The organism is Variovorax paradoxus, assembly GCF_000834655.1.
GTDB lineage: Bacteria > Pseudomonadota > Gammaproteobacteria > Burkholderiales > Burkholderiaceae_C > Variovorax > Variovorax paradoxus_F.
Window position 1 is genome coordinate 1 of record NZ_JXQQ01000018.1, and the last position, 26,007, is coordinate 26,007.

25 protein-coding genes and 1 tRNA gene are annotated in these 26,007 nt (G+C 67.1%); 19 read left to right on the forward strand and 7 right to left on the reverse strand.

Going from position 1 to position 26,007, the window contains the following annotated elements:
• The 5 genes from RT97_RS08755 to RT97_RS08775 all read left to right on the forward strand — a co-directional run.
• On the forward strand, positions 1-890 hold an 890-nt coding region (locus tag RT97_RS08755), incomplete at its 5' end, for a replication-associated recombination protein A (protein ID WP_042578401.1).
• Between the two features lie 242 nt (positions 891-1,132).
• Positions 1,133-2,062: a branched-chain amino acid ABC transporter permease gene (locus RT97_RS08760; RefSeq protein WP_042578402.1), complete on the forward strand. Its 930-nt coding sequence runs from the start codon at positions 1,133-1,135 to the stop codon at positions 2,060-2,062.
• Positions 2,063-2,072: 10 nt separating this feature from the next.
• Positions 2,073-3,281, forward strand: a complete 1,209-nt coding sequence (locus tag RT97_RS08765; protein WP_042578403.1) for a branched-chain amino acid ABC transporter permease — start codon at positions 2,073-2,075, stop codon at positions 3,279-3,281.
• Between the two features lie 17 nt (positions 3,282-3,298).
• Entirely contained in the window at positions 3,299-4,078 is a 780-nt protein-coding gene (locus RT97_RS08770; protein ID WP_042578404.1) for an ABC transporter ATP-binding protein, read from the forward strand.
• A 16-nt stretch (positions 4,079-4,094) separates the two neighbouring features.
• On the forward strand, positions 4,095-4,859 hold the full coding sequence (locus RT97_RS08775; RefSeq protein WP_042578405.1) for an ABC transporter ATP-binding protein: 765 nt from the start codon (positions 4,095-4,097) through the stop codon (positions 4,857-4,859).
• Positions 4,860-4,959: 100 nt separating this feature from the next.
• Here RT97_RS08775 and RT97_RS08780 read toward each other — a convergent pair whose 3' ends face one another.
• Together RT97_RS08780 and RT97_RS08785 are read right to left on the reverse strand one after the other, a co-directional pair.
• Complete coding sequence (locus tag RT97_RS08780; RefSeq protein ID WP_042578406.1) at positions 4,960-5,934, reverse strand: Bug family tripartite tricarboxylate transporter substrate binding protein; 975 nt, start codon at positions 5,932-5,934, stop codon at positions 4,960-4,962.
• A gap of 36 nt (positions 5,935-5,970) precedes the next feature.
• Positions 5,971-7,035 carry a CDP-6-deoxy-delta-3,4-glucoseen reductase gene (locus RT97_RS08785; RefSeq protein WP_042578407.1) on the reverse strand — a complete coding sequence of 355 codons (1,065 nt, stop codon included), beginning with the start codon at positions 7,033-7,035 and terminating at the stop codon, positions 5,971-5,973.
• A gap of 56 nt (positions 7,036-7,091) precedes the next feature.
• Between RT97_RS08785 and RT97_RS08790 the strand changes: the two genes are divergently transcribed.
• Entirely contained in the window at positions 7,092-8,024 is a 933-nt protein-coding gene (locus RT97_RS08790) for an SDR family oxidoreductase (RefSeq protein WP_042578408.1), read from the forward strand.
• A 126-nt stretch (positions 8,025-8,150) separates the two neighbouring features.
• Here RT97_RS08790 and RT97_RS08795 read toward each other — a convergent pair whose 3' ends face one another.
• Both RT97_RS08795 and RT97_RS08800 read right to left on the reverse strand, forming a co-directional pair.
• Positions 8,151-8,798, reverse strand: a complete 648-nt coding sequence (locus tag RT97_RS08795; protein ID WP_042578409.1) for an SGNH/GDSL hydrolase family protein — start codon at positions 8,796-8,798, stop codon at positions 8,151-8,153.
• Between the two features lie 66 nt (positions 8,799-8,864).
• Positions 8,865-8,949, reverse strand: a tRNA-Leu gene (locus RT97_RS08800).
• Positions 8,950-8,991: 42 nt separating this feature from the next.
• Here RT97_RS08800 and cysM point away from each other — a divergent pair.
• From cysM to RT97_RS08815, 3 genes are all read left to right on the forward strand, one after another.
• Entirely contained in the window at positions 8,992-9,894 is a 903-nt protein-coding gene (cysM, locus tag RT97_RS08805) for a cysteine synthase CysM (RefSeq protein ID WP_042578410.1), read from the forward strand.
• 140 nt (positions 9,895-10,034) lie between these two features.
• Positions 10,035-10,613, forward strand: a complete 579-nt coding sequence (locus RT97_RS08810; RefSeq protein WP_042578411.1) for an NUDIX domain-containing protein — start codon at positions 10,035-10,037, stop codon at positions 10,611-10,613.
• Complete coding sequence (locus RT97_RS08815) at positions 10,603-10,830, forward strand: sulfurtransferase TusA family protein (protein WP_013539858.1); 228 nt, start codon at positions 10,603-10,605, stop codon at positions 10,828-10,830. Before RT97_RS08810 ends, RT97_RS08815 begins: the two co-directional genes overlap by 11 nt.
• 66 nt (positions 10,831-10,896) lie before the next feature.
• Here the strand turns inward: RT97_RS08815 and galU are convergent, their stop codons facing one another.
• Positions 10,897-11,787: a UTP--glucose-1-phosphate uridylyltransferase GalU gene (gene galU, locus RT97_RS08820; protein ID WP_042578412.1), complete on the reverse strand. Its 891-nt coding sequence runs from the start codon at positions 11,785-11,787 to the stop codon at positions 10,897-10,899.
• A gap of 100 nt (positions 11,788-11,887) precedes the next feature.
• Positions 11,888-14,767 carry a valine--tRNA ligase gene (locus RT97_RS08825; RefSeq protein WP_042578413.1) on the reverse strand — a complete coding sequence of 960 codons (2,880 nt, stop codon included), beginning with the start codon at positions 14,765-14,767 and terminating at the stop codon, positions 11,888-11,890.
• Between the two features lie 107 nt (positions 14,768-14,874).
• On the opposite strand from RT97_RS08825, the gene yaaA reads away from it, so the two are divergent.
• The 10 genes from yaaA (at position 14,875) to RT97_RS08875 (ending at position 24,624) form a co-directional block, all read left to right on the forward strand.
• A complete protein-coding gene (yaaA, locus tag RT97_RS08830; RefSeq protein WP_042578414.1) occupies positions 14,875-15,660 on the forward strand; it encodes a peroxide stress protein YaaA in 786 nt (261 codons plus the stop codon).
• Between the two features lie 155 nt (positions 15,661-15,815).
• Positions 15,816-16,658: a 2OG-Fe(II) oxygenase gene (locus RT97_RS08835; protein WP_042578415.1), complete on the forward strand. Its 843-nt coding sequence runs from the start codon at positions 15,816-15,818 to the stop codon at positions 16,656-16,658.
• A gap of 10 nt (positions 16,659-16,668) precedes the next feature.
• On the forward strand, positions 16,669-17,571 hold the full coding sequence (locus RT97_RS08840; protein WP_042578416.1) for an alpha/beta fold hydrolase: 903 nt from the start codon (positions 16,669-16,671) through the stop codon (positions 17,569-17,571).
• Positions 17,568-18,443 (forward strand): NADPH-dependent 7-cyano-7-deazaguanine reductase QueF, encoded by an 876-nt coding sequence (gene queF, locus RT97_RS08845; RefSeq protein ID WP_042578417.1) that lies wholly within the window; start codon positions 17,568-17,570, stop codon positions 18,441-18,443. Before RT97_RS08840 ends, queF begins: the two co-directional genes overlap by 4 nt.
• Before the next feature lie 119 nt (positions 18,444-18,562).
• A complete protein-coding gene (locus RT97_RS08850; protein ID WP_042578418.1) occupies positions 18,563-19,468 on the forward strand; it encodes an SDR family NAD(P)-dependent oxidoreductase in 906 nt (301 codons plus the stop codon).
• 194 nt (positions 19,469-19,662) lie between these two features.
• Entirely contained in the window at positions 19,663-20,556 is an 894-nt protein-coding gene (locus RT97_RS08855; protein WP_042578463.1) for a LysR family transcriptional regulator, read from the forward strand.
• Between the two features lie 172 nt (positions 20,557-20,728).
• Entirely contained in the window at positions 20,729-21,616 is an 888-nt protein-coding gene (locus tag RT97_RS08860) for a LysR family transcriptional regulator (RefSeq protein ID WP_042578419.1), read from the forward strand.
• A gap of 110 nt (positions 21,617-21,726) precedes the next feature.
• Positions 21,727-22,881 carry a mandelate racemase/muconate lactonizing enzyme family protein gene (locus tag RT97_RS08865; RefSeq protein ID WP_042578420.1) on the forward strand — a complete coding sequence of 385 codons (1,155 nt, stop codon included), beginning with the start codon at positions 21,727-21,729 and terminating at the stop codon, positions 22,879-22,881.
• A 35-nt stretch (positions 22,882-22,916) separates the two neighbouring features.
• Positions 22,917-23,921 (forward strand): Bug family tripartite tricarboxylate transporter substrate binding protein, encoded by a 1,005-nt coding sequence (locus RT97_RS08870; RefSeq protein ID WP_042578421.1) that lies wholly within the window; start codon positions 22,917-22,919, stop codon positions 23,919-23,921.
• A gap of 1 nt (position 23,922) precedes the next feature.
• On the forward strand, positions 23,923-24,624 hold the full coding sequence (locus RT97_RS08875; RefSeq protein ID WP_042578422.1) for an arylmalonate decarboxylase: 702 nt from the start codon (positions 23,923-23,925) through the stop codon (positions 24,622-24,624).
• Between the two features lie 6 nt (positions 24,625-24,630).
• Here RT97_RS08875 and RT97_RS08880 read toward each other — a convergent pair whose 3' ends face one another.
• Entirely contained in the window at positions 24,631-25,998 is a 1,368-nt protein-coding gene (locus RT97_RS08880; RefSeq protein ID WP_042578423.1) for an MmgE/PrpD family protein, read from the reverse strand.
• Between the last annotated feature and the right edge of the window lie 9 nt (positions 25,999-26,007).

The following is a 26,007-nucleotide window of genomic DNA, read 5'->3' on the forward strand; positions in this document are numbered from 1 at the left end:
TGACCACCGAGAACCCTTCGTTCGAGGTCAACTCGGCATTGCTGTCGCGGGCCGCGGTGTACGTGCTGCAGCCGCTCACGGAGGGCGACCTCAAGGAGATCGTCGCCAAGGCGCAGTCGATCCAGGCGGTCCCGGCCATCGAGGAGGCGGCCATCGACCGGCTCGTGGCCTATGCCGACGGCGACGCGCGCCGCCTGCTCAACACGCTCGAGACACTGGCGGTCGCAGCCCGCGCCGAGAAGCTCGCGAACATCAGCGACGAATGGCTGCTGCGCGTGCTCGGCGAGCGCATGCGGCGCTATGACAAGGGCGGCGAGCAGTTCTACGACACCATCAGCGCGCTGCACAAGTCGGTGCGCGGCAGCGACCCCGATGCCGCGCTCTACTGGTTCGTGCGAATGCTCGACGGCGGTGCCGACCCTCGCTACATGGCACGCCGCCTCGTGCGCATGGCGAGCGAAGACATCGGCCTGGCCGACCCGCGCGCGCTGCGCCTGGCACTCGATGCGGCCGAGGTGTACGAGCGCCTGGGCACGCCCGAGGGCGAGCTCGCGCTGGCCGAATGCGTCGTGTACCTGGCGATCGCGCCCAAGTCGAATGCCGTCTACAAGGCCTATAACGCGGTGCGCGCCCTCATCAAGAAGGACAGCACGCGCCCGGTGCCCATGCACCTGCGCAATGCGCCCACCAAGCTCATGAAGGAGCTCGACTACGGCAAGGGCTACCGCTACGCGCATGACGAGGCGGGTGGTTTCGCTGCCGGCGAGAACTATCTTCCCGAGGGGCTGGAAGGCCAGGTCTTCTACGAGCCCGTGGACCGCGGCCTCGAAATACGCATCGGCGAGAAGCTGCGCGAACTGCGCCGCCTGAACGCTGAAAAGGGCGACTGATACCCTCTTGCGCGCCCAGCGTGCGCCACGCATGAACTTACGCCCATACAGCATGGCGTGAGCGGGTAAACCCCGGTCGCTCCGCACCAAATCAGCGCTGGTGCGTGCTTACAATCCCGCCCACCAAATCCGCCTGCGACACATGCTGGCTGGTTTTTTGCTTGTCCAGCCAAGGGCGCCAAACCGGTGCCACGGTGGGTGAATGGCACCCCGCAACGGTGCAACACATAGGGAATCGCGTTATGGAAATATTGCTGCAGCAGATCATCAACGGTCTGGTCCTCGGCAGCATGTATGCCTTGATAGCCTTGGGCTACACCATGGTGTACGGCATCATCAACCTCATCAATTTCGCGCACGGAGAAGTGCTGATGGTGGGGGCTCTCACAAGCTGGACCATCATCGGCCTCATGAAGGACGGCATGCCCAACACACCGGGCTGGCTCGTCCTTCTCATTGCATTGATCATTGCCTGCATCGTCGCGGCCACGCTCAATTTCGTGATCGAGAAGGTGGCCTACCGGCCGCTGCGCAACAGCCCCAAGCTCGCGCCGCTCATCACGGCCATCGGCATGTCGATCCTGCTGCAGACGCTGGCCATGATCATCTGGAAGCCGACCAACAAGGCCTACCCGAACCTCTTGCCCACCGACCCCATCCACCTGGGCGGCGCGGTCATCTCGCCCACCCAGGTCATGATCCTGAGCGTCACTGCGTTCTCGCTCGTGGTGCTGATGTGGCTGGTCAACTACACCAAGCTCGGCCGCGCCATGCGCGCCACCGCGGAGAACCCGCGCGTCGCCGCGCTCATGGGCATCCGCCCCGACATGGTCATCTCGGCCACCTTCATCATCGGTGCCGTGCTCGCGGCCATCGCCGGCGTGATGTATGCGTCGAACTACGGCATCGCGCAACACGCGATGGGCTTCCTGCCCGGCCTGAAGGCCTTCACCGCAGCTGTCTTCGGCGGCATCGGCAACCTCGCCGGCGCGGTGGTCGGCGGCATCCTGCTGGGCCTCATCGAGGCCATCGGCTCCGGCTACATCGGCACCCTCACGGGTGGCGTGCTGGGCAGCAACTACAGCGACATCTTCGCGTTCATCGTGCTGATCGTCATGCTCACGCTGCGACCGTCGGGCCTGCTCGGCGAGCGCGTGGCGGATCGTGCGTAAGGAGCCAGACATGAAGAACAGCAAAAACCTCGCTCTCTACGTGATCGGCGCCATCGCGGTGCTCGCACTGCCGCTGCTTCTGCAGATGCAGGGCAACGCCTGGGTGCGCATTGCCGACATCGCCTTGCTCTACGTGCTGCTGGCCCTGGGCCTCAACATCGTGGTGGGCTACGCCGGCCTGCTCGACCTGGGCTACGTGGCCTTCTTCGCGGTGGGCGCGTACCTCTTCGCCCTCATGGGTTCGTCGCACCTGACCGAGACCTTCCCGTGGTTCAAGGCCATGTTCCCGAACGGGCTGCACACCTCGCTTCTCATCGTGATTCCGCTTGCGCTCGTGGTGGCCGGCGTGCTCGGCGTGCTGCTCGGCGCGCCCACCCTCAAGCTGCGCGGCGACTACCTGGCGATCGTCACGCTCGGCTTCGGCGAGATCATCCGCGTGTTCTTGAACAACCTGGACCAGCCGGTGAACATCACCAACGGTCCCAAGGGCATCACGGCGATCGACTCGATCAAGTTCTGGGGCCTCGACCTCGGCAAAGCCTGGAAGTTCGACGGCTTCACCATCTCCTCGGTGTCGCTGTACTACTACCTCTTCCTGGCGCTCGTGATCGCCACGATCATCATCTCGCACCGCCTGCAGGTCTCGCGCATCGGCCGCGCCTGGATGGCCATCCGCGAAGACGAAATCGCCGCCAAGGCCATGGGCATCAACACCCGCAACATGAAGCTGCTGGCCTTCGGCATGGGCGCGAGCTTCGGCGGCGTCTCGGGTGCGATGTTCGCTGCCTTCCAGGGCTTCGTCTCGCCCGAGTCCTTCAGCCTGATGGAGTCGGTGATGATCGTGGCCATGGTGGTGCTGGGCGGCATCGGGCACCTGCCCGGCGTCATCCTCGGCGCGGTGCTGCTGGCTGCATTGCCCGAAGTGCTGCGCTACGTGGCCGGCCCGCTGCAGGCCATGACCGACGGGCGCCTGGATGCATCCATCCTGCGCCAGCTCTTCATCGCGCTCGCGATGATCGTCATCATGCTGGTTCGCCCGCGCGGCCTCTGGCCCTCGCCCGAGCACGGCAAGACGCTGACCCGCAAGGGCGGCGTGCCGGTCGATCCGGCCCATGCGGCCGTCGCCCCCGGCTCGCTGCAGACGCACGCACCGGGCATCGATACGCCCGCCGACGAATTGCCCGGCGGTGCCGAGCGTCCCATGTCGATCAATCCGTGAGCCGAGGAGAAACTGACATGACGACAACCACAGACACCATCCTCGACGTTCGTGGCATCTCCAAGCGCTTCGGCGGCCTGCAGGCGCTCTCCGACGTCGGCATCACCATCAAGCGCGGCCAGGTCTACGGCCTGATCGGTCCGAACGGCGCCGGCAAGACCACCTTCTTCAACGTGATCACCGGGCTCTACACGCCCGACAGCGGCACCTTCGAGCTGGCCGGCAAGCCCTACCAGCCGACGGCCGTGCACGAAGTGGCCAAGGCCGGCATCGCGCGCACCTTCCAGAACATCCGCCTCTTCGCCGAAATGACGGCGCTGGAAAACGTCATGGTCGGGCGCCACATCCGCACCCATTCGGGCGTCTTCGGCGCGATGCTGCGCACCGGCAGCTTCAAGGCCGAGGAAAAGGCCATCGCCGACCGCGCGCACGAGCTGCTCGACTATGTGGGCATCGGCAAGTTCGCCGACTACAAGGCGCGCACGCTGAGCTACGGCGACCAGCGCCGCCTCGAAATCGCGCGTGCCCTGGCCACCGACCCGCAGCTCATCGCGCTCGACGAGCCCGCCGCCGGCATGAACTCGACCGAGAAAGTGCTGCTGCGCGAACTTATCGACCGCATCCGCAAGGACGACCGCACCATCCTGATCATCGAACACGACGTCAAGCTCATCATGGGCCTGTGCGACCGCGTGACCGTGCTCGACTACGGCAAGCAGATCGCCGAGGGCACGCCTTACGACGTGCAGAAGAACGAAAAAGTGATCGAGGCTTACCTCGGAACGGGGGGCCATTGAAATGAGCGCAGCAACGATGACGAGCGAAGAAGCAACCCGCGCCACCGCGGTCCAGGCCAAGGCGGCCGGCAAGACGTTGCTCAAGGTCAGCGGACTGAAGGTCGGCTACGGCGGCATCCAGGCCGTCAAGGGCGTGGATTTCGAGGTGCGCGAGGGCGAGCTGGTCTCGCTGATCGGCTCCAACGGCGCCGGCAAGACCACCACCATGAAGGCCATCACCGGCACGCTGCCCTCGGGCGCGGGCAGCATCGAATTCCTAGGCCGCAGCATCAAGGGCCGCGGCGCATGGGACCTCGTGGGTGAAGGCCTCGTGATGGTGCCCGAAGGCCGCGGCGTCTTCACGCGCATGACGATCACCGAAAACCTGCAGATCGGCGCCTACATCCGCACCGACAAGGCCGGCATCGCGAGCGACATGGAGCGCGTGTTCGTCACCTTCCCGCGCCTGCGCGAGCGCAAGGACCAGCTGGCCGGCACGATGTCGGGCGGCGAGCAGCAGATGCTCGCCATGGGCCGTGCGCTGATGGCGCGCCCCAAGGTGCTGCTGCTCGACGAGCCCACCATGGGCCTGTCGCCGATCATGTGCGACAAGATCTTCGAAGTGGTGCAGACCGTAGCCGCGCAGGGCGTCACGATCCTGCTGGTGGAGCAGAACGCCAACCGCGCGCTGCAACTGGCCGACCGTGGCTACGTGATGGAGTCCGGGCTCATCACGATGGACGGCGACGCCAAGGAACTCCTGCGCGACCCGCGCGTTCGCGCCGCGTACCTCGGGGAGTAATTCCTTCCAGAAACACCGCGGAACCGGCTTTGCCGGGCCGCAGGTGTTGCCCCCTGCAAGGGGGTTGGCGAAGCGACACGAAGTGCGCGCAGCCTGGGGGTTAGTCTACTTTCGCGCCGGTGGCCTTGACCACCTTCTCGTACTTCGCGAGTTCGGTCTTCATGAAGGCGCTGAACTGCTCGGGCGAGTTGCCCACTGGCTCGGCCAGCAACGACGCGAAGCGGGTCTTCGTTTCCGGTGCATTCAGCGCGGCGACGAAGGCCTGGTTCAGCTTCACGACCACGTCGTGCGGCGTGCCGGCAGGCGCAACGAGGCCCCACCAGGTGTCGATCGAAAAGCCCTTGAGCGTGTCGGCCACCGGCGGCACCTCGGGCAGCGAGGCGCTACGCTGCAGCGTCGTCACCGCAATCGCCTTCAGCTTGCCCGAGCGGATGTTCGGCGCCGCGGTCGCGAGGTTGTCGAAGTTGAAATCGACCTGTCCCGAGATCAGCGCCAACTGCGCCGGGTTGCCGCCGTTGTACGGGATGTGCAGCGCGAAGATGCCCGCTTCCTTCTTGAACAGTTCGCCCGCCAGGTGCCCGGCGCTGCCGTTCCCGCCGCTGCCGTAGTTGAGCTTGGCGGGGTTGGCCTTGGCATAGCGGATGAGGTCGGCCACCGTCTCGATGTTCAGGCGCTTGGCCGTCTCGGCGTTCATCACCAGCACGTTGGGCACGCGGACCATCTGCGTGATCGGCGCGAAATCGGTCGCGGCGTTGAACGGCATCTTGCTGTAGAGCCACGGGTTGACCGCGTTGGTGGCGGTGGCCGCGATGCCGATCGTGAGGCCGTCCGGCGGCGCCTTGGCCACGATGTCGGCGCCGATGTTGCCGCCCGCGCCGGGCTTGTTGTCGATGATGACCGGGCCGAGGGCATCCTTGACGCGCTCGGCCAGCATGCGCGCAGTGACGTCGATGGGGCCGCCTGCCGCGTACGGCACGACGAGGCGGATCGGGCGTTGCTGCTGGGCCGTGGCGTGGCCGGCGGCGAGGGTTGCAGCGCCTGCGAGCAGGGTGAGGAGGAAGTGTCTCGTTTTCATTTTTCTGTCTGCGGATGGGGAATCGGAAATCGGAAATCAGGGCAGGGCCTTGTCGGCCTCGGTGGTGAATGCGTCGGCAAAGAACTCTTCCTCTGGCAAGCCCGCCAGCGCCACGTAGTCGCGCTTGGCCGAATCGACCACGATGGGCGCGCCGCAGGCATAGACCTGGTGGCCCGAGAGATCTGCGAAGTCCTCCAGCACCGCCTGGTGGACGAAGCCGGTGCGGCCGGTCCAGTTGTCGTCGGGCGAGGCGTTGGAAATGACGGGCACGTAGCGCAGGTTCGGCATCTGGGCCAACTGGCCGCGCACCCACCCGTCCATGTACAGGTCCTCGGGGCGACGGCCGCCCCAGTAGAGCGTGGCGGGGCGGTCGATGCCCTTGAATTTCATGTGCTCCAGCAGCGCCTTGATCGGCGCGAAACCCGTGCCCGAGGCCAGCAGGATCATCGGCTTGTCGGAGTCCTCGCGCAGGAAGAAGCTGCCGAACGGGCCTTCGATGCGCAGGATTTCCTTTTCCTTCATGACGCCGAAGACGTGGTCGGTGAACTTGCCACCCGGCAGGTGCCGCAGGTGCAGCTCGATGCCCGTGCCCGCCTGGGCCAGCGTGTGCGGCGCATTGGCCATCGAGTAGCTGCGGCGCGCGCCGTCGCGCAGGATGAATTCCACGTACTGCCCCGCATGGAACTGCAGCGGCTCGCCGGCCGGCAGCTGAAGGCGCAGCATGATCACGTCGTGCGATTGCCGCGTGAGCGCCAGCACCCGCACAGGCATCTTGCGGATCGGTAGCGCCCCGGCCTCGGTGACCTGGCGCGATTCGAGCACCACATCGCTCGTGGCGTGGGCGCAGCAGGTCAGCACGTAGCCCGCGAGCTGCTCCTCGGCGCTCAAGGCCTTGCTCTGGTGGGGACCGAGGGTGACCTCGCCCGAGAGCTTCTTGCACTTGCAGGAGCCGCAGGCGCCGTCCTTGCAGCCGTAGGGCAGGCCGATGCCTTGACGGATACCGGCTGCCAGGATGGTTTCGTCGCCGTGGACCGTGAAATGGCGGCCGCTCGGCTCGACGGTGATGGAAAAGCCGGCTTCGTGCGGCGGTGCAGCAGTCATCTGTATTCTTCGGCTTGTTTTTCAGCCTGGGTCTGAAACGGAAAGGGAACAGGATTTTGCCTTCAATCAATAGCCCCTCCGGCGCGCTGCCGGCGCGGTTCCGGCGCGAGCGCCTCCTGATCGTCGGTTGCGGCGACGTCGGCCAGCGGGTGGCGCGCGACCTGCGCGGCCGGATGCAGCTGGTGGCGCTCACGTCCTCGGCCGATCGGGTCACCGCGCTGCGCGAGGCCGGCATCCGCCCGCTGGTGGGCAACCTGGACGAGCCGGCGACGCTGCGCCGGCTGGCGGGCATCGCGACGCGGGTGCTGCACCTGGCGCCGCCCGCGCGCGATGGCGCCGCCGCCTGGTGGCGCGACCAGCGCACCACGGCGCTGGCGCGCGCATTGAGGCTGCGCTCGGTGCCGTCGGCGCTCGTCTACGGCTCGACCAGCGGCGTCTACGGCGATTGCGGCGGCGCCCGCGTGAGCGAAACACGCACCTTGCGCCCGGACACGCCGCGCTCGCACCGTCGCGTGGACGCCGAGCGCGCCGTGCGCTGGCTCGGCCGAAGCGCCGGCGTGCGCGCAAGCATCCTGCGCATTCCGGGCATCTACGCGCCGGACCGCGAGAACGGCACGCCACGCGGGCGCCTGCAGCGCGGCACGCCGGTGTTGCGGCAGGAGGACGACGTCTACACCAGCCACATCCACGCCGACGACCTGGCGCGCGCCTGCATCGCGTCGCTGTTCCGCGGCCGGCCGCAACGCATCGTCCACGCCGCGGACGACACCGAACTGCGCATGGGCGACTACGTCGATCTCGCGGCCGATCTCTACGGCATGCCGCGCCCGCCGCGCGTGGCGCGGGAGGAGGCGCAGCGCCAGTTGCCGCTGCAGTTGCTGAGCTTCATGGGCGAATCGCGCCGGCTCGACAACACGCGGCTCAAGCGTGAATTGCGCGTGCGGCTCGCACACCCCACCGTGCACACCGGCCTGCGCACCGAGGCCTGACGACGGAAGGCGGGGGATGCAACGCCGACGAGCCTCTGCGCCGCGCGGCTGTGTGTCGGCGGAATTGGTTCGTTGTGCGGCGGCGCCGGATGCGGCGTGCGGCGTCACCGCGACCGAGACGAGCGGCTAGCCCTGCCTGGCGGGCGGCGCGCACTCGGGTGCGACCTGGTCGAGCGCCATCACGAGCCTTTCCACGAGGCGCGTGCTGTACGGTTGCCGTGGATGGACGTCGTCCACCATGTCGGCGGGGTCGAAGCGGACGCCGCCCCAGTCGGCGAACAGCACGCCTTCTTCCTGGGCCACGCGACGTGCCGTGGCGTCGTAGCCGTCCCGCTGCGGCATGCGGTCGGCCTTTACGTGCGAGAGGCCGGTGACGATCGGTGTCTTGCCGGCCGCCTTGACATAGTCGACCATCCCGCGCAGGGCCGGTTCGTACTGGTAGCCGTTGCCGGCATCGTTGATCCCGTATTGCAGCACCACGACGCGCGCCGGCATCGGTTGCAGCACGAAGCTCGGGAGGCGTTTGTGGGCGCTGTCTCCCGGCGAGCTGTAGTCGGCAATCGTCCAGGCAGGGCGGATGCGCTTGAGCGCGGCGGCCGGCGGTTCGTCGATGCGGTTCGTCGTCGATGCGCCGAAGCCGCCGTAGAGGATCGAATCGCCCCACAGGGCGACGGTGCAATCGGGTGCTGCCGCGGCAGTGCCTGCGCCTGTTGCCAAGGCCAGGCAGAGAAAAAGGGGGAGGGGGCGCACGATGCGGCGCGGGCGATTGGGCATGGTGTTCAGTCTGCCTCTCGTCCATGAAAGAGGAGCCCATTTCCCATATCGACAGCGAGGTATCGATGGTGCCCGGGGCCGGAATCGAACCGGCACACCTTTCGGTGGGGGATTTTGAGTCCCCTGCGTCTACCAATTTCACCACCCGGGCAGGGTTCTGAACGAAGCCCAAAATTATGGCACAGTGGCTGCCATGAATTATCCGACGATCGAAGACGCCATTGGCAAGACCCCTCTGGTCGCCCTGCAACGCATCGATGCAGCCGAAAATGCCAAGCGCGGCAACGTGATCCTCGGCAAGCTCGAAGGCAACAATCCCGCCGGTTCGGTCAAGGACCGGCCGGCCCTCTCGATGATCAAGCGCGCCGAGGAGCGCGGCGAAATCAAGCCCGGCGACACCCTGATCGAAGCCACCTCGGGCAACACCGGCATCGCGCTCGCGATGGCCGCGGCCATCAAGGGCTACCGCATGGTGCTGATCATGCCGGAGGACCTCTCCGTCGAACGCGCCCAGACCATGAAGGCCTTCGGCGCCGAGCTGGTGCTCACGCCCAAGAGCGGCGGCATGGAGTACGCCCGCGACCTCGCCGAGCAGATGGTCGCCCAGGGCAAGGGCCGGGTGCTCGACCAGTTCGCCAACCCCGACAACCCGCGCATCCACTACGAGACCACGGGCCCCGAGATCTGGGCCGACACCAAGGGCAAGATCACGCACTTCGTGAGCGCCATGGGCACCACCGGCACCATCACCGGCGTCTCGCGCTTCCTCAAGGAAAAGAACCCGGGCGTGCGCATCATCGGCGCGCAGCCGGCCGAAGGCTCGCGCATCCCGGGCATCCGCAAGTGGCCCACCGAGTACCTGCCGAAGATCTACGACCCGAGCCGCGTCGATGAAGAAATCAACGTGAGCCAGGACGACGCCGAGGAAATGTGCCGGCGCCTTGCGCGCGAAGAGGGCATCTTCGGCGGCATCTCCGCGGCCGGCGCGCTGTGGGCGGCGCTCGAGGTTGCCAAGAAGGTCGAGAACGCCACCATCGTGTTCGTGGTGTGCGATCGAGGCGATCGCTATCTGTCGACCGGCGTCTTTCCCGCATGAAATAACGCCGCCCCAGGCTATGCGCACTTCGTGTCGCTTCGCCAGCCCCCTCCGGGGGCAACATCAGCAGCCCGGCAAAGCCGGTTCTGCGATGTTCCTGGAAGAGCCCCGGATTCAAGAACAACAACGCTGAGAGCCCCATGCCCCATCCCAAGTTTTGCCAGGTCTGTGCCACCCCGCTGGAATGGATCGCGTTGATGGAAGACGGCGGTCCCAAGGAGCGCCTGCGCTGCCCGAACTGCGGCCACACGCACTGGAACAACCCCACGCCCGTGCTCGCGGCCATCGTCGAATACCGCGGCCAGGTGCTGCTGGCGCGCAACGCGGCCTGGCCCGGCAAGATGTTCGCGCTGATCACCGGCTTCATGGAAGCCGGCGAGACGCCCGAGGAAGGCATCGCGCGCGAGGTGAAGGAAGAAACCAACCTCGACGTGAGCGCCACCAAGCTCGTGGGCGCCTACGACTTCCAGCGCATGAACCAGATCATCATCGCCTACCACGTGGTGGCCGATGGCGAGGTGAAGCTCTCGCCCGAGCTGGTGGACTACCGCCTCTACGACCTGCCGGACCTTCGCTGCTGGCCCGCGGGCACCGGCTATGCCCTGGCCGACTGGCTGCGCACGCGAGGCCACGAGCCCGTCTTCTTCACCGCGGCAGAGAACGAGGAGCGCCGCCGCGGGCTTCAGTTGCCGCCCGAGGAGCCCAAGCATGGAAGTTGATCGCGAAATCGACACGCGCGGACTGAACTGCCCGCTGCCCATCCTCAAGGCGAAGAAGTCGCTCAACGACATGGCGAGCGGGCAATTGCTCAAGGTGGTGTCGACCGACCCGGGCTCGGTGCGCGACTTCCAGGCCTTCGCGCGCCAGACCGGCAACGAGCTCATGGAGCAGCAGACGGTCGGTACCGACTTCATTCACGTGCTGAAGCGGCGCTAGCAGCGAGCACCAAAGGAAAAGGGGCCCAACGTGGCCCCTTTTTTATTTCGTGCTTCTCGGCACCTCTCAGAGCTTCAGGCTCTTGAGGTATTCGCGGAATTCGTCACCCACCTCCGGGTGTGCGAGCGCCAGTTCCACGGTGGCCTGCAGGAAGCCTTCCTTGCTGCCGCAGTCGTAGCGGATGCCCTTGTAGGCATACGCGTAGACCGATTCCTTCTTCATCAGCGCCGCGATGCCGTCGGTCAGCTGGATCTCGCCGCCCGCGCCCTTGGGCTGGTTGCGAATCTCGTCGAACACGCCCGGCGTGAGGATGTAGCGGCCCGCCACGCCCAGTCGCGAGGGCGCGTCTTCGGGCTTGGGCTTCTCGACCATGCGATTGACCTTCACGAGGCCTTCTTCGATCTGATCGCCAGCCACGATGCCGTAGCGCTTGACGTGCGCGAGCGGCACTTCCTGCACCGCGAGCAGCGAGCCGCCAAGGCGCGCGAACGCGGCCGTCATCTGTGCGAGCACGGGTTCGCCGCCATCGGGGCCGACCATCAAGTCGTCGGCCAGCAGCACCGCGAAGGGCTCGTTGCCGACCAGGTGCTCGGCGCACAGCACGGCGTGGCCCAGGCCCAGCATGCGCGGCTGGCGCACGTATGAGCAGGTCATGTCGTCGGGCATCACCGAACGCGCGATCTTCAGCAGCGCATCCTTGCCGCTGGCTTCGAGCTGGCTTTCGAGTTCGTAGGCGGTGTCGTAGTGATCTTCGATCGCACGCTTGTTGCGGCCGGTCACAAAAATCATGTCGCGAATGCCTGCGGCGTAGGCTTCTTCGACGGCGTACTGGATCAGCGGCTTGTCGACCACGGGCAGCATTTCCTTCGGTTGCGCCTTGGTGGCTGGCAGGAAGCGAGTACCAAAGCCTGCAACGGGGAATACGGCCTTGCGGATGCGGGTCGAGGAAGTGGACATGGGCAAGTCAGCGTCTTTCTTCAAAGGGAGAGGGCAGGATGCGGCAGAGCGGCGCAAGGCCGCTCCAGTCATCCTAAACGCCTTCCGGGCCCTGTGTGTGTCAGCCGAGACGCACAAGCTGGTCGCGCAAACGCTCCAGCATGGCGGTGAAGTCAGCCAGACGTTTACGTTCTTGCTCGATCACTGCCGGCGGGGCCTTTGCGACGAAGGCTTCGTTGCCGAGCTTGCCGTGCACCTTCGCGATTTCGCCCTCGATGCGCGCGATCTCCTTGCCGATGCGCAGCTTCTCGGCCGCCTTGTCGATTTCCATGTGCAGGCACAGCCGCGCCGCACCCACCACCGCGACAGGCGCCGCTTCGGCCGCGGCTTGCCACGAGGCCTCGTCGTCGAAGACCTTCACTTCCTTCAGCTTGGCAAGCGCCTGCAGCACCGGTGCCGATTCGCGCAGGAACGCTGCGCCTTCGGCATCGTCGGCCACCGCGTAGAGCGGCAGGCGCGTGGCGGGCGACACGTTCATCTCGCCGCGCAGCGTGCGGCAAGCATCCACCAGCGCCTTCAGGCGCGCGACATGCGCCTCGGCCGCTTCATCGATCTTCTCGGGCTGGCTCTTCGGATAAGCAGCGACCATGATCGACTCGCCTTCGCGGCCCGCCACCTTCGAGACCTTCTGCCACAGCTCCTCCGTGATGAACGGAATCACCGGATGCGCCAGGCGCAGCAGTGTCTCGAGCGTGCGGATCAGCGTGCGGCGCGTGGCGCGCTTCTGCGAATCGTCGCCGGTCTGGATCTGCACCTTGGCGATTTCAAGGTACCAGTCGCAGAACTCGTCCCACGCGAACTGGTAGATCGCGTTGGCCACGTTGTCGAGGCGGTACTCCTCGAAGCCCTTGGCCACCTCGGCTTCCACACGCTGCAGCTGCGAGACGATCCAGTAGTCGGCGCGGCTGAACTTCAGGTAGCCGTGGGCCGGGCCGCCGACCTTGCAGTCTTCCTTCGTATGCTCCAGGAGGCCGCAGTCCTGGCCCTCGCAGTTCATCAGCACGAAGCGCGTGGCGTTCCACAGCTTGTTGCAGAAGTTGCGATAGCCCTCGCAGCGCTTCGAATCGAAGTTGATGCTGCGGCCGAGCGATGCGAGCGACGCGAACGTGAAACGCAAGGCGTCTGCGCCGAAGGCCGGAATGCCCTCGGGAAACTCCTTCTGCGTGTTCTTGCGCACCGCAGGCGCCGTCTCGGGCTTGCGCAGGCCCTGCGTGCGCTTGTCGAGCAGCTCGGGCAGCTCGATGCCGTCGATCAGGTCCACCGGGTCGAGCACGTTGCCTTCGGACTTGCTCATCTTCTTGCCCTGCGCATCGCGCACGAGGCCGTGGATGTACACGTCCTTGAACGGCACCTTGCCGGTGAAGTGCTTGGTCATCATGATCATCCGGGCGACCCAGAAGAAGATGATGTCGTAGCCCGTCACGAGCACTTGCGAAGGCAGGTACAGGTCCAGGTCCTGCGTCTTCTCGGGCCAGCCCAGCGAAGAGAAGGGCACCAGCGCCGCCGAGTACCAGGTGTCGAGCACGTCCTCGTCGCGGCGCAGCGTCTTGCCGGGCGCCTTGGCCTGTGCGTCGGCCTCGTTCTCGGCCACGTACACGTTGCCTTCCTCGTCGTACCAGGCCGGAATCTGGTGGCCCCACCAGAGCTGGCGCGAGATGGTCCAGTCCTGGATGTTCTCCATCCAGTGGTTGTAGGTGTTGACCCAGTTCTCGGGCACGAAGCGCACTTCGCCCGACTTCACCACGTCGATGGCCTTCTGCGCGATCGACTGGCCGTCGGCACCCGGGCGCGTCATCGCCACGTACCACTGGTCGGTCAGCATCGGCTCCACGATGGCGCCCGAGCGCGCGCAGCGCGGCACCATGAGCTTGTGCTTCTTCACCTCGACGAGCAGGCCGAGCGCGTCCAGGTCGGCCACGATGGCCTTGCGCGCCACGAAACGGTCCATCCCGCGGTACTTCTCGGGCGCGTTGTCGTTGATGGTCGCGTCGAGCGTGAGCACGCCGATCATCTCGAGCTTGTGGCGCTGGCCGACCGCATAGTCGTTGTAGTCGTGCGCGGGCGTGACCTTCACCACGCCGGTGCCGAACGCCTTGTCCACGTAGTCGTCCGCAATGATCGGGATCAGACGGTCCACCAGCGGCAGCTTCACGCGCTGGCCGATCAGGTGCTTGTAGCGATCGTCCTCGGGGTGGACCATCACGGCGGTGTCGCCGAGCATGGTTTCGGGCCGGGTGGTGGCCACCGTCAGCGTGCCGCTGCCGTCTTCGAGGGGGTAGGCGATGTGCCAGAGCGAGCCGTCTTCTTCTTCGCTCTCGACTTCGAGGTCGCTCACCGAGGTCTTCAGGACCGGGTCCCAGTTGCCCAGGCGCTTGCCGCGGTAGATGAGGCCTTCTTCATAGAGCTTCACGAAGGTCTGCGTCACGACCGCCGAGAGGTCGTCGTCCATCGTGAAGTATTCGCGGCTCCAGTCCACCGTGTCGCCCATGCGGCGCATCTGCTGGGTGATGGTGTTGCCCGACTTCTCTTTCCACTCCCACACGCGCGCGACGAAGTTCTTGCGGCCCAGGTCGTGGCGGCTGACCTTCTGCTCCTGCAGCTGGCGCTCCACCACGATCTGCGTGGCGATGCCGGCGTGGTCGGTGCCCGGCAGCCACAGCGTGTTGTCTCCCTTCATGCGGTGGTGGCGCGTGAGGCTGTCCATGATCGTCTGGTTGAACGCATGGCCCATGTGCAGCGTGCCCGTCACGTTGGGCGGCGGCAGCTGGATCGCGAACGAATCGGCGCCTTCCTTGGGCTGCTGCGTGCCGCGGAAGCCCGCCTTGGCGTAGCCGCGCTTTTCCCATTCGGGACCCCAGTGCGCCTCGATGGCGGCGGGTTCGAACGATTTGGACAGGCTCTCCAGTCCGGGTTGGGCGGCAGGGGTGGTGGGTTCGCTCATGGGCAATGCAGAACGGCGCCTTCGGGGGAGCCGTGTGGGGACAGGTGGGACAGCCCGCGATTTTACCGGGGCGACTCGGTGACACGGCAGCCACTCATAATTCCGGGATGCTCTTCCTGCTTTCCCCTGCAAAGTCGCTCGACTACGACACTCCGGTTCCCCCTGAAGTCCCCGCCACCCAACCCCATTTCGAAGCCCCCCGCGGCCCCTCGACCGAGCTGATCAAGCTGCTGCGCGCGAAGTCGCCCCTGGAGATCTCCGAACTGATGCATTTGTCGGACAAGCTCTCGGCCCTCAACGCGGCGCGCTACGAGGCCTGGTCGGCCAAGAGCACCGCCAAGAACGCCCGCCAGGCCGCCTTCGCATTCGACGGCGACGTCTACGGCGGCCTCGACGCCCGCAGCCTCACGCCCGCGCAACTGGCCTGGGCCCAAGACCACGTCTGCATCCTCAGCGGCCTCTACGGCCTCCTGCGCCCGCTCGACCGACTTCAGCCCTACCGCCTCGAAATGGGCACCCAGCTGGCCAATCGCCACGGCAAGGATCTGTACGCGTTCTGGGGCTCGCGCATCGCCGCGCACCTGAACGAGCGCCTCGCGGCCGACCGCACGCCGGTGGTCGTCAACGTGGCCTCCCAGGAGTACTTCAAGTCGGTCGACCAGACGGTGCTCAAGGCCCGCGTGGTCGAATGCGTGTTCCAGGAGTGGAAGGGCGACAAGTACAAGATCGTGAGCTTCTTCGCCAAGCGCGCCCGCGGCCTGCTCGCGCGCTGGGCCGTGCAGCACAGGGCCGCCACGCCCAAGGCATTGGAAAAATTCGATCTCGAGGGTTATGGTTTCGACGCGAGTGTGTCCACGGCCGAAAGGCTGGTGTTCAGGAGGAAACTGGAATGACCCCCGGTCTTCGCGCACTTCGTGTCGCTTCGCCAACCCCCTTGCAGGGGGCAACACCGGTGGCCCGGCAAAGCCGGCTCCGCGGTGTTCCTGGACGGGGGCACGGTGGTTTCATGTGCTGCGAGGCTTGTCGCAGCGTGCAGGAGTATTGAGAGATGTCCCAACCGATCAGTCCGGAGTTGCGCGAATGGCTGGTGGCCCAGCTGGCGGCCGGTCATTCGGTGCCTGCGCTGCGCGCGTCGATGCGCGCGGCCGGCTGGCACGATTCGGCCACCGACGTGGCGCTGGCCCAGCTGGAGGCCGGCTTTCCCGCTGCCGAGGCGGCGCTGGCGCCGGCACGCACCGAGATGCCCGGCCCCGATCTCGATGGCGCGCCGCTCTACATCGATGTTGGTGACCGCCGCATCCAGGTGCTGCAGACGATGCGGCATCCGCGCGTCATCGTCTTCGGCAACCTGCTGTCTGTCGAGGAGTGCGAAGGGCTGATCGCCGCGGCGCGCGTGCGGCTCGCGCGCTCGCTCACCGTGGAAACGCGCACCGGCGGCGAAGTGCTCAACGTCGACCGCACCAGTGACGGCATGTTCTTCGAACGCGGCGAGAACGAGATCGTCGCGCGGCTCGAACAACGCCTGGCCACGCTGCTGCGCTGGCCGCTCGAATACGGCGAAGGCCTGCAGATCCTGCGCTATGCGCCCGGTGCGCAGTACCGCCCGCATTACGACTACTTCGATCCGAACGAGCCCGGCACGCCCACCATCCTGAAACGAGGCGGCCAGCGCGTGGCCACGCTGGTGATGTACCTGCAGGAGCCCGAACAGGGCGGCGCCACCACCTTCCCCGACGTGGGGCTCGAAGTGGCGCCCGTGCGCGGTACCGGCGTCTTCTTCAGCTACGACCGGCCCGACCCGGTCACCCGCACGCTGCACGGCGGCGCGCCGGTGCTCGCAGGCGAGAAGTGGGTCGCCACCAAGTGGCTGCGAGAGCGCGAATTCAAGTAACAAGGAACCGATGAAAGTCACCGCCAACGGGCTGCAGATCGAAGTCGACGACACCGGGGGCGAAGGGCGCCCCGTCATCCTGCTCATCATGGGCCTGGGCATGCAGCTGGTTGCATGGCCCACCGCCTTCGTGCAGCAGCTGGTCGACGCGGGGTTTCGCGTGGTGCGCCACGACAACCGCGACATTGGCCTGAGCCAAGGGTTCGACCACGTGGGCGTGCGCAACATCGTCTGGGAAACCATCCGCCACCGGCTCGGTCTGAAGGTGCGCTCGGCGTACACGCTGCAGGACATGACGCTCGATTCCATCGGCGTGCTCGACGCGCTGGGCATCGCCCGGGCGCACATCGTCGGCGCCTCGATGGGCGGCATGATCGCGCAGCGCCTCGCGGCCACGGCGCCCGAGCGCACCGCCAGCCTCGTGAGCATCATGAGTTCGAGCGGCGCGCGCGGCCTGCCCGGCCCGCGCCGCGAAGTGGGCGCCATGCTCATGCGCCGGCCCCTGGGCAAGGGAGAGGCCGCGCTCGTGGCGCACAGCATCCGGCTGCTGCGGCTGATCCAGAGCCCGGCCTATCCACAGACCGACCAGGAACTGGCCGAGCGCCTCACCTTCAGCATGCGCCGCGCCTACCACCCGGCCGGGCTGATGCGGCAGATGCTCGCCATCGGCGCCGACGACGACCGCCCTCAGTTGCTCGCGCGCATCCGGCGGCCGACGCTGGTGCTGCACGGCGAAGCCGATGCGCTCGTGCCCATCGCCTGCGGCAAGGATTCGGCGGCGCGCATCCCCGGCTCGACCTTCATTTCAGTTCCCGGCATGGGGCACGACCTCCCGCCCGAGGTCTGCACCATCCTCGCCAACCACATCGCACCGTTCGCCCATGCCGCGGACGCCAAGGACAAGACGCCATGAGCCTCGACAACCACCCGGACAATCCCAACACCCCCGAGCAATCGCAACTCGGCCGCGCCTCGGCCTACGCCGACAGGTACGACCCGTCGCTGCTCTTTCCCATCGCCCGCGCCACGCAGCGCGAAGCCATGGGCATCAAGACCGATGCGCTGCCCTTCTTCGGCGCGGACCTCTGGACCGCCTTCGAGGTGAGCTGGCTCAACCCGCGCGGCAAGCCGCAACTGGCCATCGCGCACTTCACCATTCCCTGCGAAACGCCCAACATCATCGAGAGCAAGTCGTTCAAGCTGTACCTCAACAGCTTCAACAACAGCACCTTCGCAAGCATCGACGCCGTGCGCGAGCACCTGCGCACCGACCTGGCCGAAGCCGCGTGGCGCGGCAGCGACCAGTCCGCAGGCATCGGCGTGAAGCTGCTCACGCCCGATCTGTTCGACCGCGAGCCGGTGCACGAGATCGACGGCCTGGACCTCGACCGGCTCGACATCGAATGCACGCACTACCTGCCGGCCCCGGAGCTGCTCACGAGCGACACCACGCAGGTGCATGTGAACGAAACCCTCACCAGCCGCCTGCTCAAGAGCAACTGCCTCGTCACCGGCCAGCCCGACTGGGGCAGCGTGCAGATCCGCTACAGCGGCCCGCCGATCGACCAGGCAGGGCTGCTCGCGTACATCGTGAGTTTCCGCAACCACAACGAGTTCCACGAGCCGTGCGCGGAGCGGATGTTCACGGACATCTGGAGCCGCTGCAAACCCACCAAGCTCGCGGTGTATGCGCGCTACACGCGACGCGGGGGGCTCGACATCAACCCGTTCCGCACGAGCTGGCCGCAGGCGCTGCCGGCGAATATCCGCACGGCGCGGCAGTGAGCGCGGCAGGGGGCTGAAGTCCCCCTTCTGAAATCCGAAACTCGCTCCCCGCCCCCTGTGGCATTCTGGATCGACCCCGCGAACCCGCGGGCGGTCGAACATCCGGAGCAGAGACAAAAATGGTTGAAGGAAAAGTGGTCGTCGTCACCGGCGCGGGCGGTGGCATCGGGCGCGACATCGCGCTGGCCATGGCCAAGAACGGCGCAAGAGTGGTGGTCAACGACATCGGTGCTGCGCTCGATGGCGCAGGCGGCAGCGCCGGCCCGGCGCAGCAGGTGGTCGACGAGATCCGTGCCGCAGGCGGCGAGGCCGTGCCCAACACCGACAGCGTGGCCGATGCCGCCAGCGCCGCGCGCATCGTCGAATGCGCCATCGAAAGCTTTGGCCGCATCGATGCGGTGGTCAACAACGCCGGCATCCTGCGCGACCGGTTCTTCCACAAGATGTCGGTTGACGAATGGGATGCGGTGCTCAAGGTGCACCTCTACGGCGCCTACTACGTGAGCCGCGCGGCCGCCACGCATTTCAAGGAACAAAACGCGGGCGCGATGGTGCACATGACCTCGACCTCGGGCCTCATCGGCAACTTCGGGCAGGCCAACTACGCGGCGGCCAAGCTGGGCATCGTGGCGCTGTCGAAGTCGATCGCGCTCGACATGCTGAAGTTCAACGTGCGCTCCAACTGCATCGCGCCCTTCGCGTGGAGCCGCATGATCGGCGCAATTCCCACCGACACCGACGAGCAGCGCGCCCGCGTCGACAAGATCAGGCAGATGACGCCGGCCAAGGTTGCACCGCTCGCGGTGTACCTCGCAAGCGATGCGGCGAGTGCGGTCAACGGGCAGATCTTCTCGGTGCGCAACAACGAGATCTCGCTCATCAGCCAGCCGCGGCCGGTGCGCTCGGTGCACCGCTCGGAAGGCTGGACGCCGCAGAGCATTGCCGAGCACGCCATGCCCGCGATGCGTGCGAGCTTCTATCCGCTGGACCGCTCGGCCGACGTGTTCAGCTGGGACCCAATCTGAATGGAACTCCCCCAGGCTTCGCGCACTTCGTGTCGCTTCGCCAACCCCCTCGCCGGTGGCAACACCGGCGGCCCGGCGAAGCCGGTTCCGCGGTGTCCCGCGAAATGGCCTTGGTGGCTTCATGCGCCGTGGAAGGCGTGCGGCGCCATTCGCTGGACAATGCGCATTCCTCCCGCTTCCTGCGTGCCCACCCGGTGAACCTGCATTTCGACCTGTTCGACCTGAAACTGTTCGTCTACGTGGCGGATGCGCGCAGCCTCACGCGCGGCGCCGAGAAGGCCTGCATCTCGCTGGCGGCGGCCTCCACCCGCATCAAGCAGATGGAGGAGGCCGTGGGCGGCAAGCTGCTGCACCGCAGCGCGCAGGGCGTGAGCCTCACGGCCGCGGGGCAGGCGGTGCTCTATCACGCCAAGCGCGTGATGCAGCAGATGGAGCACCTGCGCTGCGACATGCAGGACTTTGGCAAGGGCATCAAGGGCCATGTGCGGGTGTTCGCCAACACCACCTCGATCACCGAATACCTGCCGCAGAAGCTCGCGGGTTTCCTCACGCAGCACCCGGCCGTGCAGGTGGACCTGCGCGAATACCTGAGCGAGGAAATCGTGCGTGCGGTGGCCGACGGCGAGGCCGACATCGGCATCCTCGCGGGCGACGTGCACACCGGCGATTTCGACGCGCGCGCCTTTGGCAGCAACCAGCTCGTGCTGGTGGTGCCCACAACGCACCACCTGGCCGGCGCGCCTTCGGTGGCCTTTGCCGACACGCTCGACGAGCAGCACGTGGGCCTGCACCACGGCAGCGCGATCCATCGCTTCCTGCAGCGGCGCGCGGAGCTGGCGGGCCGGGGCTTCAACCCGCGCATCCAGGTCAGCAGCTTCGAGGCGATCTGCCTGATGATCGAAGCGGGCGTGGGTGTCGGCGTGTTGCCGTCCTCGTCGGCGCAGCGTCTGTCGATGGCGATGCAGATCGCGACCGTGTCGCTCAGCGATGCGTGGGCCGAGCGCGAACTCAAGCTCATCGCGCGCAACCGCGAGCAGTTGCCGGCCTCGGCGCGCGAACTCTTCGATCATCTCGTGGCGCCCGGATGAAGCTCACCCCCAGTCTTCGCGCACTTCGTGTCGCTTCGTCAACCCCCTCGCCGGGGGCAACACCAGCGGCCCGGCAAAGCCGGTTCCGCGGTGTTCCCGGGCCTGGGCTGCGGTGGAATGACGTGTCGCTGATCGCGCGTCATCGTGGTTGAAGGCCAGAAGGCAAACCTGCATGTCCGCCGACCCGAAATCGCTGCGCCTCTTCGTGGCCATCGCCGACCACGGCAGCATCAGCGAAGGCGCCAAGCGCTGTCACATCGCGCTTGCGGCGGCGAGCAAACGCATCTCCGACCTTGAAGCCCGCGCGCGGCTGCCGCTGCTGGTGCGGCATGCGCGCGGCGTCACGCTCACCTCGGCGGGCCACGGCCTCTTGTTGCACGCGCGCGCCGTGCTCTCGGCCATGGACCGGCTCGGCGCCGAGCTCGATGACTTCCAGAACGGCGTGGCGGGCGTGGTCAGCATCACGGCCAATGCGTCGACCATCGCGCAATTTCTTCCGGCGCAGATTGGCTCGTTCCTGCGGCTGCACCCGGTGCTCAAGATCGACCTGCAGGAGCGCGCCAGCACCGAGGTGGTGAAGGCGGTGCAGGCTGGCCTGGCCGACATTGGCGTGATCGAGGGCAACACGCCCGCCGAGACGCTCGAATGCCTGCCGTACCGCACCGACGAACTCGCCGTGGTGGTGGCGCGCGACCATCCGCTCGGCCGCCGCAAACGCATCGGCGTGGAAGAGGTGCTGCGCCACGACCATATCGTGGTGCGCGAAGGCACGGCCCTGCACCGCGTGCTGCTGAGCGCCGCGCTCGAGGCGCAGGTGCCGCTCAAGGTGCGCATGCAGGTGGGCAGCTTCGACATGGTCTGCCGCATGGTGGAGCAGGGCGTGGGCATCGGCGTGCTGCCCTATGCGGCCATCCTGCCGCAGCTGCAGATACTGAAGCTGCGCTGCCTGAAGCTCGATGCCCCGTGGGCCATGCGGCGCCACCTGCTGTGCGTTCGCAGGCAGCAGGAACTGACCGTGGCTGCGCGCTCGGTGCTCGAACACCTGGGCCGGCCCGACTGAATCCTGCGGGCCGCGAGCCTTCGCGCGGCGCGAAGGCTCGAAGTCGCCAAAAACGAATTGTTCTCCGGCGGGCCGCGCGCAAAGATGCGTGCACACCCAAGGAGACAATCTTGAAGATCGTTCGCGTCAGCGCCACGCCGCTGAACATTCCCGTCACCATCGACGTGCTGGGCCTGAACAAGCAGACCTCGCTCTCGCTGTGCCTCACGGAAATCGAGACCGATACCGGCCTCGTCGGCCACGGCATGACCGCCATCACCGAGGAAGAGATCATCGCCGCCGCCGTGCGCGAGGTGGCCGGCCCGGCGTTGATCGGCGAAGACCCGATGGCCACCGAGCGCCTCTGGGACAAGCTCTACTGGCTCCTCTCGCCGCGCGGCCAGACCGGCTATGCGAGCCACGCCATCGCCGCGCTCGACATCGCGCTGTGGGATCTCAAGGCCAAGGCGCTCGGGCAGCCGCTGTGGCGCCTGCTGGGTGGTGCGCGCTCCAAGGTGCCGGTGTACGCGACCTTCGGCTTCGGCTTCTTCGAGAGAGACCAGCTCGCCGCCGCCGCGAAGCTCTGGGTCTCTCAGGGCTTCCAGCGCCTGAAGATGACCGTGGGCGGCCATGCGCTCGCGCGCCGCGACGAGCCGCGGCCGATCGACGAAGTCATCGCCGAAGACGTGCGCCGTGTCGCTGCGGTGCGCGAGGCCGTCGGCCCCGACGTGAAGCTGTACGTCGATGCCAACTGCGGCCTTGACCTGTTCCACGCCACCGAGCTGGCGCGCCGCATCGAGCCCTACGGCATCAGTTTCTTCGAGGAGCCGCTCACGCAGAACGACGTGCGCCAGATGGCCCAGCTGCGCGCGCGCACCAGCATCCCGCTCGCCTGCGGCCAGAACGAGGGCCTGGCCTTCCGCTTTCGCGACCTGCTGGTGAACCAGGCGGCCGACGTGCTGCAGCCCAACGTGACCATCTCGGGCGGCTACTCGCAGTGCCTGAAGATCGCGGGCATGGCGCAGGCCTTCAACGTGCCCATCGACAACGGCGGCGCCTGGCCCTTCCACAACATGCACCTGCATGCGGGCGTGTCGAACGGCGGGCTGGTCGAATACCACTACGTGGCGGTGCAGATGCTCAAGCAGATCTTCGACGGCCTGCCGGTGCCCGAGCAGGGCTGGCTCACACTGCCCGAGACGCCGGGGCTCGGCTTTGCGCCCAATGCGGAACGCGTGCGCGAGCTTGCCAAGCTGCCGACCTCGCACGGCAAGGGCAAGGCCTGAGCCACCGGCCATTCAAAAAAGACAACGGAGACACGATGAACACCAGACAAGCGATCCGCCCGACACGCCGGTGTGCACTGCAGGCAGCAATGGCCCTGGGCCTTGCGGGCGCGCTCGCGGTGCCCTCGGCCTGGGCCCAGAAGTATCCCGACAAGCCCATCCGCCTCATCGTCGGCTACTCGGCCGGCGGCGGCGTCGATGCAGTCGCGCGGCTCTTGGGCACGCGGCTGTCGACGGTGCTGGGCCAGCAGGTGCTGGTGGAGAACCGCACCGGCGCGACCGGCCTCATCGCCGCCGACCTCGTCGCCAAGTCAGCGCCCGACGGCTACACGCTGATGATGGGCGACAGCGCCCTGCTGATCGCCAAGCTGCTGCAGCCGAAGATCGCGCTCGATCCGCTGACCAGCTTCAAGCCGGTGGCGGGTGCCTTCATCTCGCCGCTGATGATCGTCACCGGCAACGACTTTCCCGCGAAGACGCCGGCCGAGTTGGTCGCCCAGCTCAAGGCGAACCCGGGGCGTTTCTCCTTCGCCACCTCGGGCGTGGGCACGGTGCAGCACCTGGGCTTCGAGATGCTCAAGCAGTCCACCGGCAGCTTCGTGGTGCATGTGCCGTACCGGGGCGCCGCGCAGATCGTGCCCGATGTGATCGGCGGGCAGGTGCCCATCGGCGTGGTCAGCGCGACGGCGGCGATGGCGCAGGCCAAAGCGGGCAAGCTGCGTGCGGTGGCGCTGATGAACAACGCGAAGCTCGAGGGCGCGGAAAGCGTCGCGCCGTTGGCCGATGCGCTGCCGGGCTTCGACGTGGCGCCGCGCATCTTCGTGCTCGCACCGGCAGGCACCCCGGGCGACATCGTCGACAAGCTCTCGGCGGCGGTGAAGACGGTGCTCGATACGCCGGAGGCCGGCGCCGCTGCGGCAGCGCAGGGCACGCTGCGGGCCTATTCGACGCCGGCCCAGCTGGGCAAGGACATGGCCGATGAAACCGTGCGGTGGAAGCGCATCATCACCGAGCAACGCATCGTGGCGGAAGGAGGCTGAGGTGGCACATCTCGGCTTGATCGTCCCCCCCGCCGCCGGCGCCGTGCCGGTGGACGGTCCGCTGCTCTACGGCGACCGCATCCGCTTCAGCGCGCGCGGCCTCGGCCTCGGCGAAATCTCCACGCGCGGATACACCGAGGTCATCGACTCGGTGATCGCCAAGGCGCTGCAACTCAAGGCCGATGGCGTGAGCGCCGTCTCGCTCATGGGCACCTCGCTGAGCTTCTTTCGCGGCGCCGCATTCAACCGGCAACTCGAAGCGGAGATGGCGCGCGCCACGGGGCTTGTCTGCACGACCATGAGCAATGCCATCGTCGCCGGGCTCCGCAGCCTGAACGTGCGGCGCGTGGCGGTGGCCACGGCGTACATCGACGAGGTCAATGTTCAGTTGCGGAACTACCTTGAGCAGAACGACTTCGAGCCGCTGGCGCTCGAAGGCCTGTCCATCTCCGACGTGCAGGAAGTCGGCACGGTGCCGACGCAGGTGCTGGTGGACCTGAGCCGGAAGGTGTTCGAGGCGCAGCCGGGCGCGGACGGCATCCTCATTTCCTGCGGTGGCCTAGTCACGCTCGACGCAGTGCGAGAGGTCGAGGCGCTGCTGAAGGTGCCCGTGGTCTCCAGCTCGCCCGCGGGCTTCTGGGACCTTGTGCGCAAGGCCGGGCTCGATGCGCGCTCGCCCGGCCACGGGCGCCTGTTCGACTGAGGCGACTCAACCGAGCAGGCGACCGACCTTCGGCGCATCGGCCAGCTGCCAGATGCGCTGGCACGCCGCCTTGGCCTCGTCGGCCGTGGCGCCTTCGCCGTAGTGTGCGAGGCGCTGCATCTTGTCCTCGATTTCCGCGCGGCTCAGGCTGTTGCCCGGATCGCCCTTGGGCTCGTCCACGCGGCCTTGCAGCGTGCGGCCGTCGGCGGTTTCGACGCTGACCTTGCCGATCCAGCGGGCGGGGTAGGCGGTGTCGACTTCGGTGTCGAGCTGCATCGCCACCTTGTCGCGAAAGCCCGCGACCTCGGGCGCGAGAAAGTCGCGGTCGAATTCGCCGAGACCTGCGCGGCCGTGCACCGCGATCAGGCCGAGCACCGTGCCCATCGAGAACTTGCCCTGGTGCACCGTTGCGGGCACGGTCACGCGGCCCAGCACGTCGATGGCGCCCTGGTGCACATGCGTGGTGACATGCGCCACGTCGCCGTGCGTGAGCTTGTTCTGCGTCATCACCTGCAACAGCGCGTCGGCGGCGGGGTGCGTGTGGCGGCAGGAGGCGTGGTACTTGAACGAGGTCTCGGCGAGCGTCCAGCGGGTGCCGAGGCCATCGGTGAGCTTGGCCGGATCGGCGTCGCTCGACATGCCGGCGCCCAGGCCCTGTGCGCCTTCGAGGATCTTCGCGGCGCCGGTAAAGCCGTCCTGCGCAAGGTATGCCGACATCAGCCCGCTCGATGCGGCATGTGCGCAGTGCAGTTGCTTGGAGTCGGCCGCATCGCGCAGGAACTCCCACACGCCGGCCGATTGCGTGCCGGCCGAGCCGAAGGCATGCAGCATCTGCTGCGGCGTGAGGTCGAGAAGGCGGCCCACAGCCGCGGCGGCGGCGATCGTCCCGGCCGTCGCCGTGGTGTGAAAGGTCTTGTAGTGCGAGCGCCCGAGAAATTCGCCGACGCGGATGCCGACCTCGTAGCCGGCGACCACGGCGACCAGCAATTGCTCGCCGCTCGCGCCGATGCTCTGCGCCACCGCGAGCGCCGGCGCGATGACCACGGCAGCAGGGTGGAACACCGAGCCGTTGTGCACATCGTCCTGCTCCACGAAGTGGGAGGCCGCCGCATTCACCAGCGCGGCGAACAGCGGCGAGCTGGTGCGGCGCGACGTCAGTATTTCGCTCGGCCCATCGGCGGGCCCCATCATCTGAGCGAAGCGCTCGATGCTGCGTATCGGCCGCGCGGTGCGGGCCGCGAGCACCGAGCCGAGCCAGTCGAGCATCAGGTCCTCGGTGCGGCGCAGCACCGGCGCGGGAATGTCTGCGAACTTCAGGTCTGAAGCGAAGGTGGCGAGCACCTTGCTGGGATGGTCGATGGTGGCGGAGGTCATGAAGGATCC